Origin of the sequence: Pectobacterium sp. 1950-15 (assembly GCF_037136835.1) — a bacterium.
Lineage (GTDB): Bacteria > Pseudomonadota > Gammaproteobacteria > Enterobacterales > Enterobacteriaceae > Pectobacterium.
This window is the reverse complement of sequence record NZ_JBBBQR010000004.1, coordinates 294,070-306,981: the sequence shown is the minus strand read 5'-3', so window position 1 is coordinate 306,981 and position 12,912 is coordinate 294,070. Positions and strand designations below refer to the sequence as shown.

Annotated in this window: 10 protein-coding genes; 5 read left to right on the top strand and 5 right to left on the bottom strand. The window is 50.0% G+C overall.

Annotated elements, in window-relative coordinates; translation table 11 throughout:
• Positions 1-82: 82 nt before the first annotated feature.
• Positions 83-268, bottom strand: coding sequence for a GhoT/OrtT family toxin (locus tag WCT94_RS07180; protein WP_336868808.1), 186 nt, complete (start codon positions 266-268; stop codon positions 83-85).
• A 155-nt stretch (positions 269-423) separates the two neighbouring features.
• Here WCT94_RS07180 and WCT94_RS07175 point away from each other — a divergent pair, with 155 nt between their 5' ends.
• The 3 genes from WCT94_RS07175 (at position 424) to WCT94_RS07165 (ending at position 3,669) form a co-directional block, all read left to right on the top strand.
• The gene (locus WCT94_RS07175) at positions 424-723 is read left to right on the top strand and encodes a hypothetical protein (RefSeq protein WP_336868807.1); all 300 of its coding nucleotides are present in this window, start codon (positions 424-426) and stop codon (positions 721-723) included.
• A 158-nt stretch (positions 724-881) separates the two neighbouring features.
• Entirely contained in the window at positions 882-1,151 is a 270-nt protein-coding gene (locus WCT94_RS07170; protein WP_336868805.1) for a hypothetical protein, read from the top strand.
• Between the two features lie 853 nt (positions 1,152-2,004).
• Positions 2,005-3,669 (top strand): methyl-accepting chemotaxis protein, encoded by a 1,665-nt coding sequence (locus tag WCT94_RS07165; RefSeq protein WP_336868804.1) that lies wholly within the window; start codon positions 2,005-2,007, stop codon positions 3,667-3,669.
• A 123-nt stretch (positions 3,670-3,792) separates the two neighbouring features.
• Here WCT94_RS07165 and WCT94_RS07160 read toward each other — a convergent pair whose 3' ends face one another.
• Positions 3,793-5,316 carry a PepSY-associated TM helix domain-containing protein gene (locus WCT94_RS07160; protein WP_336868802.1) on the bottom strand — a complete coding sequence of 508 codons (1,524 nt, stop codon included), beginning with the start codon at positions 5,314-5,316 and terminating at the stop codon, positions 3,793-3,795.
• 101 nt (positions 5,317-5,417) lie between these two features.
• Entirely contained in the window at positions 5,418-5,885 is a 468-nt protein-coding gene (locus WCT94_RS07155) for a DUF2946 domain-containing protein (protein WP_336868801.1), read from the bottom strand.
• A gap of 442 nt (positions 5,886-6,327) precedes the next feature.
• Between WCT94_RS07155 and WCT94_RS07150 the strand changes: the two genes are divergently transcribed.
• Positions 6,328-7,830, top strand: coding sequence for a glucan biosynthesis protein G (locus WCT94_RS07150; RefSeq protein WP_336868864.1), 1,503 nt, complete (start codon positions 6,328-6,330; stop codon positions 7,828-7,830).
• A complete protein-coding gene (gene mdoH, locus WCT94_RS07145) occupies positions 7,823-10,387 on the top strand; it encodes a glucans biosynthesis glucosyltransferase MdoH (RefSeq protein WP_336868799.1) in 2,565 nt (854 codons plus the stop codon). Before WCT94_RS07150 ends, mdoH begins: the two co-directional genes overlap by 8 nt.
• Positions 10,388-10,501: 114 nt before the next feature.
• On the opposite strand, the gene WCT94_RS07140 is transcribed toward mdoH, so the two are convergent.
• Positions 10,502-11,422, bottom strand: coding sequence for a Kdo(2)-lipid IV(A) acyltransferase (locus WCT94_RS07140; RefSeq protein WP_336868798.1), 921 nt, complete (start codon positions 11,420-11,422; stop codon positions 10,502-10,504).
• A 261-nt stretch (positions 11,423-11,683) separates the two neighbouring features.
• Positions 11,684-12,778, bottom strand: coding sequence for an NADH:flavin oxidoreductase/NADH oxidase (locus WCT94_RS07135; protein ID WP_336868796.1), 1,095 nt, complete (start codon positions 12,776-12,778; stop codon positions 11,684-11,686).
• Between the last annotated feature and the right edge of the window lie 134 nt (positions 12,779-12,912).

Below are 12,912 nucleotides of genomic sequence, written 5' to 3'. Positions count from 1 at the left end.
GTGGGACAATCTCTCTAAAAGGCGCGAATAGGCGCTCCTGTGCTGATTCAGCAGACAGGTTATCTGGAAGAGAAGCGGCGCTTCAAAAAAGGGAGAACAGCAGGACAACAGGAAAGCTAAGCGGCCAGGTTAGGCCGATAATTAACGAGGCAAAGAATCGGATGAATAGGGATTTATCTTTACTTAACAAGAACGTTACGACCAAGGCTATGACAAAACCGATCGTGTAGGTAAGTTTGATGAGTTCCCATAGGGAGTGATGTGGCACGTTTGTTTCCTTTTATCCTCGGAGCGCCTGCATTTTATGTTGTTAATATTTTATGATCAATTTTTTAACCCATAATGGGTAGCTCGAAGGCCGCGTTCTGCGGTGCGTATTTTGTACTACAGTTATTATCCTCTGGCTAAAATGAGACCTTCGGTATGAAAACGACGCTGTCTGTTGTGATGGTGTGTGCTGTGGCTCTGCTTTCTTTTTCTACGCTTAGTATGGCGAAAACCCCCAGGATTTCTGATGAGCAGATCAAAGAACGGATCATTCAGGAATCAATTTCTTCTTATTTTGGTCATTGTCCTTGTCCTTATAATTCAGCGCGTAATGGCAGCAAGTGTGGCAAACGTAGCGCATGGAACCGGGCGGGGGGAGATTCGCCGATCTGTTACAAAGACGAAGTGACCCGGAAAATGATTGATGGCTGGAGAATGAGAAACGGGAATATGTAATATTCAGCAGGGAAATAAAAATATCGGAATAATAATCTCTTTGCTAAGAAATTAATTACACTATTTTTGTGACAGAAATATTAAATTTTTATTTCAGTATGGACATTGCTGGCTGGCTGTCATAGCTTACTATTTTACCCCATGAGAAAGGTAATAAAATGAGTGAGATATCTAGCCTGTCCCTGAAAATTTCCCCAGAGCTGAAAGAAAAAATCAAAGCGGCTGCCCTGGAAAACGAAGTCTCTATCAGTGCAGAAGTCAGCGCTCGGTTACTGAGGAGTTTTGATGAAAGCTATCAGGCTTCTGAGCTGGTTGACAGTCAGGGCACCGAAGAAGTCGGTGCAGAAGCGCCGTTAACGCAGAAAGAGCTAAAGAAAGTTCGGGAATTGTTGAAAGGTAAATCCAAGGCGACTTCCAAGAAAAAGTAATGGAATGTGGCTCTGAATCTTTGATTGATTCAAAAAACAAATAGCAAAATTAAATCACCCAGGCGCGTTGATGAAACTGCGTCTGGGTGAGTCTTTCTTGTCCAAAGGCACACAGCTTGTATCGAGCGCGGGAAGTGACTAAAAGCGCGTTAGAGCACGCTATTCACCTCATTCCCTCTATTTCTACTTCCTATTTTCGACATAATATAAACACAGACAATATTTATTTAAATATATAACAAATTGTTATTATTTATTTTCTGGTTTATTGTTACATCCTGAATACCATATTCATTTCGCCTAAAAATTACATATCTTATAAATAGATAGATTGTAAAAAAATGATCGATTAAATAGATATTAATACCATAAGTTAGAAAATATAAAGATTATCTACAAAAGGCCGATACCGCCTTCGGTGTCAGGAAAATTTGTTCTGCTGTGTATTTGTTTCTTGCCGCTGCTATTAAACCATAATTTTAGTGACGGTAATTCTCCTGGGTTTAACGCGATAGGGGAATGTAGCGAGCCAGGTCATGGTACGGGGAAATGCGGTGAAAGATGAGGTGTAAAGGATGACGTTTTTTCGGCTGCCAGCATGTGTAGAGGTCTGGTATCGCACGCCGTATCTGGTTAGACCAATTCGACCGTGCCACCATGAATATGGTTTGATAAGCATGTCTACCTACATATTGTTTATGTTTCTCACCAGGGCATATAAATGATCTGTCCAGAGATGTGTATTTTTTGTTATGAAAAAGAGTATTGGAGCTATCTGTATTTATTGAATAAATATTAATTTTTTAATTACATATTTTTATACAGATAGAGAAAATTAATTAAGGAGATGTTAATGAGTTTATCCAACTGGCGTATAGGATATCGATTAGGGGCAGGGTTTTCTTTTCTGGTATTGATGCTTTTGGTAATCGGCAGCGTTGCTATTTCAAAATTAAGTGACTTTCACGAAAAGATGGATGAGATTGTTTCGAAAAATTATCCACTGACCGTCAAAAGTAATAAGTTAATTGATGAGCTGAATGGCTATCTCAATAATCAGCAACTGTTGCTATTGCTTAAATCAGAAAGTGAAATCAATAAACAGTTGGCGCTGAACAAAGAGCGTTCAGGGAGAATATCTGAACTCATGGAGTATCTGAACCAGTCCGTCAATGACGATAAATCTGTTGCGGTACTGCGTGATATTGGCGACATTCGACGCGATTTTCTTGCTTCAGCGAACAAACTCTCTTCACTGATCTCGGCAGGGAACACGGAAGCTGCTGCCGAAGAATACTTCAACGTTACGCGTGTTACTCAGGCAAAATACACCAGCAAGGTCAACGAATTCATCGATATACAGGATGATAAGATGTCATCCTCAGCGCAAGCAGTGGGAGAAAGCTATAAAAATGCGCTGATGGTCCTCGCCACGATCATTATCATCAGTGCGCTGGCTGGGTTGATTATTGCCTCACTGATTACCCGTAGCGTAACCCAACCGCTACAGGAAGCGCTGGGTGTTGCCGAAAATGTCGCGAAAGGCGATCTGACCTCTGAGATTTATACCGATCGTAAAGATGAAACAGGCCAACTGTTATCTGCCTTGAATAATATGAACAGCAGTCTACGGCAGATTGTTAGCCAAGTGCGCGATGGCGCAGAAACGATCTCCAGCGCTGCATCGCAAATTGCAGCAGGGAATCAGGATCTATCTGCCAGAACGGAAGAGCAGGCAAGCTCGCTGGAAGAAACGGCGTCATCGATGGAACAACTGACGTCGACGATCAGAAATACTGCCGATAATACGACGCAGGCGACAGATCTTGCGGCCAGCGCGTCTGAAACAGTGAAGAAAAGCGGTGCCATGATGGAAACGGTCACGCAGGAAATGCGCGGCATCCGTGATTCGTCACAGCGGATGGCGGAAATTATCGGCGTGATTGACGGTATTGCATTCCAGACTAACATTTTGGCGCTGAATGCGGCTGTTGAAGCGGCGCGCGCCGGTGAACAGGGCAGAGGATTTGCCGTTGTCGCCAGTGAGGTTCGTGCGCTGGCTCAGCGAAGCGCTACGGCGGCAAAAGAAATCAAAGAGTTGATCGATGACTCGTTCAAGAAAGTGCAAGACGGCATGGGGCTGGTAGAAGAAACTGGCGTGACGATGAACTCGCTGGTGACGAATGTGCAAGGTGTTACGGGAATCATCAGCGAAATTGCGCAGGCCAGCCGTGAGCAAAGCGATGGCATCAACCAGATCAACCTGGCTGTTGGACAAATTGATACGACAACCCAGCAAAACGCCGCGTTGGTTGAAGAATCCGCTGCCGCTGCGCTCTCTTTACAGGATCAGGCAAATAGCCTCGCGCGTACGGTCAGCGTATTCAACCTTGGTTCATCGTACAAAAGTGCGGCGTTAAATAGAAAAACGGAAACGCCGGCGCTGGCTGCACCAAAAAATAACCGTGCAGAAAAAACCACTGTCAAAGGTGAGTTAGCAGACTGGACGACGTTCTAACGTCTGCCGTTAAACGGTATTACTGATTGGCCGCCATGGTGTTGCACAATTGTGTTGCATAAATTGTGTCGCACAATGGCGGATTTTTTATTGTCGTGTTGGATGATGAGGTCAGTGTAGCAATCAGCTTTTGACAATAGCCTGCTTGGGGTGAGCCATATACCACCGAACCGTGTCAATCAGCAGGAAGATGAGCAGACTGCTCCCCATGACCGGTAAACTCACCGCCAGTAGCAGTGTGATAAGCGCAATGAGCACACGCTGAAAGACAGGAACCACTAACCATGCCGCCGTCAGCGTGTTGACCGGATTCTCGCCATGACGAGATTTTGGACGGCGTATCCACCACATCCGATAACCCCACACGATCATTGCACAGAGTCCAAGCCCAAACGCCGCGAGGATGAGTTGGTTTGGCAACCCGAATAGCACGCCCATGTGTGCATCCACGCCCCAACGAGTGAGCTTGGCGGCCAGCGGGAAGGTGCTGAAATCGGTTTTGTCTACAATCTCCAGCGTATCAGGATTTACCGACACGGCATCAACCTGCGTTGGCCAGGCGCGGTCGATCTCCGTGACAGTCCAGGCGCGGTGCGGTTGAGTGGCGGGGCGAATTTCGATTTTATTGGCATCAATTCCGGCACGACGGGCGGCAGCCAGCACCTCGTCAAATAACGCAGGTGAAGAGGCTGCGACATTCCCCATCGGCATTGACGCATGGTGTTCTGCGTGCTCATCCGTAGCCATCGTCATATCGTGACCGTGCATCGTGTCGTGATGAGACATGGGGGCAGGCAACTGAGTTTTTACTGATGGGGTTTGCCATCCTAGCGCGGTACGGGCGACAGAAATGTTGCTTCCCGCCCACTGTGACCAGGTTAATCCCGTCGCGGAGAAAAAGAGCAAGCCAAGCACAAGGCTTAACCCCATCGTGGCATGCCAGTGACGCAGGCGCTGCGTCTTCGCTACCGTTGACCGGCTATTTTTCAATTTCCGCCGTTTAGCCGCTGACGACTGATGGCGAGTGGACCACCAGATGACTATGCCGCCTAGCGCCGCAACCCACAGCCATGACGCCGCCAGTTCACTGTAATTACGTCCGATATCGCCTAACAGTAAACCGCGGTGCAGGTAATCAAGCCAGGTACGGAATGGCAGGATGCCGCTGGTGCCGTAAACAATCTCACTGCCGCGATTTTCCAGCGAGACGGGATCGATGAAAACGGCGCGACTTTCCGATGGCCCTAGTTCCGGTAAGGCAAACATCACGCGAGTGGTTTCTCCGGCGGCAGGAGCAGGGCGTATCGCCAGTAATTTTGCATCCTGGTGGTGAACGAGCCCCGCCTGTGCGGCACGGATTTGTTCAGCCAGCGAATGTGGCGTGCCCTGGCTTTCGGTAAACAACTGGTGTGAATACAGCCGATTTTCAATCTGGGGTGTCAGGACATACAGCGTTCCTGTCAGGGCTGCGATAAAAATAAAAGGACCGACAAAAATACCGATATAAAAATGCAGCCGGATGAACAGAGCGACGATCGCGGCACGTGGCGATACGTTGTCTACTGCGTGTTGATCCGACGTGGTTTCCCCGGCTGAGCGCGTACCGGAGGCGGCAGCAGTGGCTGATGCCTGATTAGGGTGTGACATAAAACCCTCTGAAATCATTTAGTAAAAAAATGATCAAACGCTACACCTGAAAGGGTATAGCGCGATGCGTGATAAATGCACATGGCATGATGATGCATGATTCAGAAAGGTGGGGCGCGCACCACTGGGGAAGCGTAACGTTCGGGAAGGACAATACGGGAGATAAAATGAATAACCAGCGCTTCAGATAAAGACGCGGTCAGTATGGGGTTGGGAGATCCTGCTGCGAATAGCGCTGGCGTATACGAAAAGAGTACACAGTAACCGCAAGCGGCATGATCCATCATCATCGACGGCGATGAAGGAGAATGGTGTGATGGCGTTGCGTGGTGCCCGGACATCGCGTGTCCGGTATGCGGTTGCTCCGCTAGGTTGCCGCTGTGGCTGGTGTGCGCTGTTGCACTATTGTCATGGCGCTCATCTTCATGGTGTCCATGTTCATGAAAGCGATGCTCACGCTCGTGAAGCACCAGTGTTTGTGAAATCACTGGAGCAATGAAGATGGTCAAAATAGCGAAGATGCCGACCCAGGCTGGGAAACTTCGCCGTCGTAGCGCGGACAAAAGCATAGCAGTCTTAATTCAACAATACCGGGTTCAGTCAGGGAGTGTACTTTACTTGTCCCTGCATTGTTACACAAATGTTTATACCGATAGACCTCAGGCAACATGCGAACCGATGCCAATATTCATTCCTGTGCTGATCGGTGGCGAGCCAGAAAATTGCACGGGCGTAAACGGAATAATCCTACGCACGCATCGGTCGATATTCGCTATAGTCCGTGGCTGTTTTCCACTTTTACCACCCGGTTTATCATGCTTTAGCGTTCTCGTTGTTTAAACGCTGACCTATTATGATGAACAATATCTTTATCAAGTTGTCGGAAAGCTAACTTATCCATTAATATGGATTTTAGTTGATTGAAGCACACGAACAGGGGGAGCTGTGCTGGATAATAAATTTGGGTTTAAACAGCGGGTTGCTAGCCTTCGCTGGCTGTCCGCCGCCGTTATGCTGTCTGTAAGTGCAGTGCCAGCGTGGGCATTCTCTATTGATGATGTGGCGCAGCAGGCTGAAAAGCTGGCTGGAAAAGGTTTTGAAGCGCCGAAAAGTAATCTTCCTGCGCAATTCCGTGATATGAAATTTGCGGACTACCAGCAAATTCGTTTCAATAACGACAAATCATACTGGAATAATGTACAGACGCCTTTCAAACTCCAGTTTTACCATCAGGGCATGTATTTCGATACCCCGGTGAAAATTAATGAAGTGACGGCGACAACGGTTGATGAGATTAAATACTCTTCTGAGTATTTTGATTTTGGTTCCGTCAACCACGATCCTGAAACGGTTAAAAATCTCGGCTTTGCCGGTTTTAAAGTTCTCTATCCGATCAATAAAGCCGATAAGAACGATGAAATTGTCAGTATGCTGGGTGCCAGCTATTTCCGTGTGGTAGGTAAAGGCCAGATTTATGGCTTATCTGCGCGTGGTTTGGCGATCGATACAGCGTTGCCTTCTGGTGAAGAGTTCCCACGTTTCCGTGAGTTCTGGATTGAACGTCCAAAACCAAATGATAAACACCTGGTGATTTATGCACTGTTGGATTCTCCACGTGCCGCAGGAGCTTATCGGTTTACCGTTTACCCAGGGCGTGACAGCGTCGTAGACGTTCAGGCTAAAGTCTTCCTGCGCGATAAAGTGGGCAAGTTGGGTATCGCTCCGCTGACCAGTATGTATCTGTTCGGGCCGAACCAGCCGTCGCCGACGCTGAACTACCGTCCAGCACTGAATGACTCTAACGGTCTGTCAATTCATGCCGGTAATGGCGAATGGATTTGGCGTCCGCTGAATAATCCTAAGCACCTGTCCGTGAGCACTTACGCGATAGAAAATCCGAAAGGGTTTGGTCTGCTGCAACGCGGCCGTGATTTTACTGCTTATGAAGATCTCGACGATCGTTACGATCTGCGCCCAAGCGGCTGGGTTGAACCGAAAGGCGAGTGGGGTAAAGGAAAAGTCGAGCTGGTTGAAATCCCTACCGCGGATGAAACCAACGACAACATCGTTGCTTTCTGGACGCCTGATGTGTTGCCAGAAACGGGCAAACCGCTGGATATTAAATATCGTCTGCACTTCACGCGCGACGAAGATCAACTGCATTCCCCGAACATTGCCTATGTTCAACAGACTCGCCGTTCTGCCGGTGATGTTAAACAATCTAACCTGATCCGCCAGCCTGACGGCACGATCGCGTATATTGTGGATTTTGTTGGACCGAATTTAAAAGAGCTGGATGAGAGCACTCCGGTGGCCTCTCAGGTCAGCATTGGTGATAACGGCGAGATTGTAGAAAATAATGTTCGCTATAACCCAGTAACTCATGGCTGGCGTCTGACGCTGCGTTTGCGTGTGAAAGATGCGAAACAGCCGACTGAAATGAGAGCTGCATTGGTTAATGGCGAGACGACATTGACTGAAACCTGGAGCAATCAGCTGCCTGCTAATGAATAAGTCAACTTCTTCTCTCGATTATATTGAGAAACTACCTCTGCCTGCCGAGCAGGCAGAGGTTCTTCGCGAAAAATTACCGCAAGCGGCCTGGAACGATCAGGCCGTTTTGCATCAGACCTTATCTGAAAATAGCCAGTCTGAAGGTCATCAGGTTAATGTTCAGGCCGAAGACGATGCTGCGCTGCATTCCGTGCAGGCACGTCTTGAAATGGCCTGGGAAGATGGCCTGGATAACGGTAAGCAACTCGGCACTGACAGAGAAGGGCGGACGGCATTAAAAGCGATGCCCGTTATTACTCGCGCTTCTATGTTCCCGGACGTCTGGCGGACGAATCCATTGGTTCGTTGGTGGGAAAGTCTGTTGGGCCGTACTGTGCCGCCTCGCCCTCATTACAGCCCGGAAGAGAAAATTTCCGAAAACCGCTGGCGTCTGGTGGGGACAATCCGCCGCTATATTCTGCTGGCGTTAACGCTGTTTCAGACGGCGATCGCAACCTGGTACATGAAAACCATCCTGCCTTATCAGGGATGGGCGCTCATCAATCCGTTTGAAATGGCAGGGCAACCGTGGACGCGCTCGCTAATGCAGCTGCTTCCTTATGTGTTGCAAAGCGGCATACTGGTTCTGTTTGCCGTGCTGTTCTGCTGGGTATCGGCTGGGTTCTGGACCGCACTGATGGGGTTCCTGCAACTGCTGATTGGTCGAGATAAATACAGCATCTCTTCCACGACGGTGGGTAATGAACCGCTGAATCCAGAACATCGCACGGCGTTAATCATGCCGATTTGTAACGAAGACGTAGAACGCGTGTTTGCGGGACTGCGTGCGACGTATGAATCAGTTGAAGCGACGGGCAATCTTGAGCATTTTGATATTTACGTTCTGAGCGACAGTAACGATCCCGATATCTGCGTGGCAGAGCAAAAAGCCTGGATGGAGCTGTGCCGTGATGTCGGCGGAGCAGGGCGTATTTTCTATCGCCGTCGCCGTCGCCGCGTTAAACGTAAAAGCGGCAATATCGATGACTTCTGCCGCCGCTGGGGCAACCAGTACAGCTACATGGTCATTCTGGATGCCGATAGCGTCATGAGCGGTGAATGCTTGACGTCTCTGGTCAGGCTGATGGAAGCGAACCCGAACGCCGGTATCATCCAGTCGTCACCGAAAGCGTCAGGTATGGATACGCTATATGCACGCTGCCAGCAGTTTGCGACGCGTGTTTACGGCCCGCTGTTCACCGCTGGCCTGCACTTCTGGCAACTGGGTGAATCACATTACTGGGGACATAACGCGATTATCCGCGTGAAACCGTTCATCGAGCACTGTGCTTTGGCACCGCTGCCGGGTGAAGGGTCGTTTGCTGGTGCGATTCTTTCTCACGACTTCGTCGAAGCGGCGCTGATGCGTCGCGCAGGATGGGGGGTGTGGATCGCCTACGATCTGCCGGGAAGTTATGAAGAGCTGCCGCCTAACCTGCTGGATGAGCTGAAACGTGACCGCCGCTGGTGCCATGGTAACCTGATGAACTTCCGGTTGTTCCTGGTCAAAGGTATGCATCCGGTTCACCGCGCTGTTTTCCTTACCGGCGTAATGTCTTATCTGTCGGCACCGCTGTGGTTTATGTTCCTGATGCTCTCTACGGCGTTGCAGGTTGTGCATACGCTTATGGAGCCCCAGTACTTCCTGCAGCCCCGGCAGCTGTTCCCCGTCTGGCCACAGTGGCGGCCGGAACTGGCTATCGCACTGTTCTCGACGACGTTGGTTTTGCTGTTCTTGCCAAAACTGTTGAGCGTAATTCTGGTGTGGGCGAAAGGCGCAAGAGAGTACGGCGGTGCTTTCCGGGTATTTCTTTCATTGCTGCTGGAAATGCTGTTCTCGGTCTTGCTGGCACCGGTTCGTATGCTGTTCCACACGGTGTTTGTTGTTAGTGCGTTTCTCGGCTGGTCGGTACAGTGGAATTCTCCGCAGCGTGACGACGATGCAACCCCGTGGAGCGAAGCATTCGTGCGCCACGGCTCCCAGTTGATTCTGGGGCTGGTCTGGGCGATTGGTATGGCATGGTTGGATCTGCGCTTCCTGTGGTGGCTGGCTCCAATTGTCTTCTCGCTGATTTTGTCGCCGTTTGTTTCGGTTTACTCGAGCCGCGCGTCATTGGGGCTGGGCTGTAAACGTGCCAAGTTGCTGATGATACCGGAAGAGTTTAATCCGCCGCGTGAATTGGTCGCGACCGACGAATATTGCCGACTGAACCATCAGCGTAGGTTGGATAGCGGGTTTATGCAGGCCGTCTTCGATCCGTCAATTAACGCCCTTGCCAGCGCAATGGCGACGGCGCGCCATCGCTTCAGTCGGGCGATTGAAGACGTGCGTGAGAAGAATGTGCGTGAGGCCTTGAGTCGCAAGCCGGAAGAGGTGAGCAATAATCAGCGTCTGGCACTGCTTAGCGATCCTGTGACGATATCGCGTTTGCATTACCATGTGTGGCAAAAACCGGAAGCGTATGCTGCGTGGGTTGAGTCTTACCAGAAACTTCCCGCACCTCATATCAAAAGCTAACGTCGCGTTGGCGTGAAAGATAAAGCAACGGCGATCAATCGCCGTTGCTTTTTTTTCGTCTGTCACAAGGTGCCGCAGCTCCTGCAATGCGCAACCGGTACTGAAAGGCGTTCGTTAATAAAGGGACAGTTCGCCTTCCGGGCGGGTTTTGAAACGGCGGTGCAGCCACATATATTGATCCCGTGCGAGCAGAATATTCTGTTCAACGACGGTGTTCATCCAAACGGCTGTTGCGGTTTCGTTATCTACAGGTGCACCCTGTTCTGCAGGTTGGATCAGCAGTTCATAGCCTTTTCCGTCAGGCAGACGACGTGGAACAAAAGGAACGACGGCAGGGCGCGCGGTCTTTATCAACATATAGCTACCGCGGGTTGTTGCCGCTTTCTCTACGGCAAACAGAGGGGCGAATACGCTGCTTTGTGGGCCGTAATCGTGATCGGGTGCATACCAGATGATCTCTCCCTGTTTGAGTGCGCGAATCATCCCTTTGAGATCTTTACGATCCAGCATGGATTTATTGGACCGCATCCTTCCCCACGTCTGTAACCAGTCAATCAGCTTGTTATCATTCGGGCGGTACACCCCGATCCCTGGATTGTGTATGCCAAAGATGCGAGCACCCAATTCCAGCGTCAGGAAATGCAGACCAATGAGCAGCACGCCTTGCTGCTTTTCCGGCACAGGGCGAATATGTTCAAGGCCAGTCACCGTAAACCAGCGTTCGATACGCCAGTCTGGCCAAAACCAGGCCATACCGGTTTCAATTACGCCCATGCCGACAGATTCAAAATTTTTCCTGACTAATGCATCACGCTCAGCCTGCGACATCTCGGGGAAGCACAGTTCGAGGTTACGGGCGGCAACGTTGACGCGCTTTGGCAATAGACGCAGAGCCAAATGACCAAGTGCGGTACCGATACGATACAGAACGGGATAGGGAAGCAAAACGATGAGGTAAAGGATGCCGATGCCCAACCAGGTGAGCCAGTAGCGCGGATGTAGCAATGAACGATTAAAAGAAGGGATTTGTGTCATGGCCTCAGTATCAATATTTTGGTGCTGGTCAGCACGCGAACCGTTAAAAAAACGAGTTAATGGTTAACTGCAAGATAGATTATTACGGCGCTTTGCCAATAACACAAATTACCGCCGCGTTATTGACTGATTTTTATGCAAAAAACAGCCTTGATCCTATCATTTTCAAAGAATGAGTTTTGACCTTTGGTGGCATGACGCGTGGCGAGGTAGGGAAGTGGCGACCCAGATAGGACCGCCTGACACAGCGTATTTACACCGCTATTGTTTGAAGATGCCTCTGGCGTAGCGTGGTTCACTACGCCAGTACTGTGCGGGGGCGGATACCTGCGCGCCCAGCCTGGCGGCCGCATGCCATGGCCAACGGGGATCGAAAAGGATGGCGCGAGCCAGCCCGATAGCGTCTGCCTCACCGGTTGCGACGATCGCTTCTGCCTGTTCCGGCTCGGTTATCAGCCCAACGGCGATGGTGGTGATGCCAACCTCTTGTTTAATCCGCTGCGCATACGGTACCTGATAATTAGGCGCAGGGTGGATTTGTTGCAACGGCGACAGTCCGCCACTGGATACGTGGATGAAATCACAGCCTAATTCGTGCAGCGCTTGACTAAGCTGTACAGACTGCTCCAGATCCCAACCGCCCTCAACGCCATCTGTCGCAGAAATGCGTACGCCAACGGCTTTATGCGCAGGGAAAACCTCGCGTATTGCGCGGTAAATCTCAACGACCAGACGCATCCGGTTCTGAAGTGAACCTCCGTAGTTATCTGTGCGCTGATTTGTCAGCGGTGAAAGGAACTGATGCAGCAAATAGCCGTGAGCAGCATGAATTTCTATCAGGTCAAAGCCCAGACGATCCGCACGTTTAGCAGACGAAACGAATGAATCAATTAACGCGCGGATGTGTTGTTCTGACATCGCCAGCGGCACAGCATCGCTGTCATTATAAGGGATCGCTGATGGTGCAATAGTCTGCCAGCCTCCCTGTTCCGGGCGCAAAAATGCTCGTCCGCTCCACGGAACACCCGTTGAGGCTTTACGACCGGCGTGCCCTAATTGTATGCCGAGAGGCATGGCAGAATAGGTTTTGACCGCGTTAACCGCGCCAGCAAGGGCCTGTTCTGTCACATCATCCCACAAGCCAAGGTCGTGTGGGGAAATCCGGCCTTCTGGAGAAACCGCGGTAGCCTCGATAATGAGTAATCCTGCTCCGGAATGTGACAGGTTGCCTAAATGCATGATATGCCAGGCTGTCGCCTTGCCGTCCTCAGCCGAATACTGACACATAGGGGCAATGATGATTCGGTTAGGCAGTTCGAGTTTACCAAGAGATACGGGGGAGAAAAGCTGACTCATAATGACAAATCCTTCGATGATGATACTTCATGAAAGCGAAAATGAATCCCAGAGGTCATTGGTTTACGGTAGATCACTCTTTGTCGTCGCGCTATTCATTTCATGCCCTGACAGCCTCAACGCTATCAGGTATG

Coding starts and splice junctions, on each gene's coding strand:
- WCT94_RS07175 (WP_336868807.1), top strand. CDS start 424: ATGAAAACGACGCTGTCTGTTGTGATGGTGTGTGCTGTGGCTCTGCTT.
- WCT94_RS07170 (WP_336868805.1), top strand. CDS start 882: ATGAGTGAGATATCTAGCCTGTCCCTGAAAATTTCCCCAGAGCTGAAA.
- WCT94_RS07165 (WP_336868804.1), top strand. CDS start 2,005: ATGAGTTTATCCAACTGGCGTATAGGATATCGATTAGGGGCAGGGTTT.
- WCT94_RS07160 (WP_336868802.1), bottom strand. CDS start 5,316: ATGTCACACCCTAATCAGGCATCAGCCACTGCTGCCGCCTCCGGTACG.
- WCT94_RS07155 (WP_336868801.1), bottom strand. CDS start 5,885: ATGCTTTTGTCCGCGCTACGACGGCGAAGTTTCCCAGCCTGGGTCGGC.
- WCT94_RS07150 (WP_336868864.1), top strand. CDS start 6,328: ATGCTGTCTGTAAGTGCAGTGCCAGCGTGGGCATTCTCTATTGATGAT.
- mdoH (WP_336868799.1), top strand. CDS start 7,823: ATGAATAAGTCAACTTCTTCTCTCGATTATATTGAGAAACTACCTCTG.
- WCT94_RS07140 (WP_336868798.1), bottom strand. CDS start 11,422: ATGACACAAATCCCTTCTTTTAATCGTTCATTGCTACATCCGCGCTAC.
- WCT94_RS07135 (WP_336868796.1), bottom strand. CDS start 12,778: ATGAGTCAGCTTTTCTCCCCCGTATCTCTTGGTAAACTCGAACTGCCT.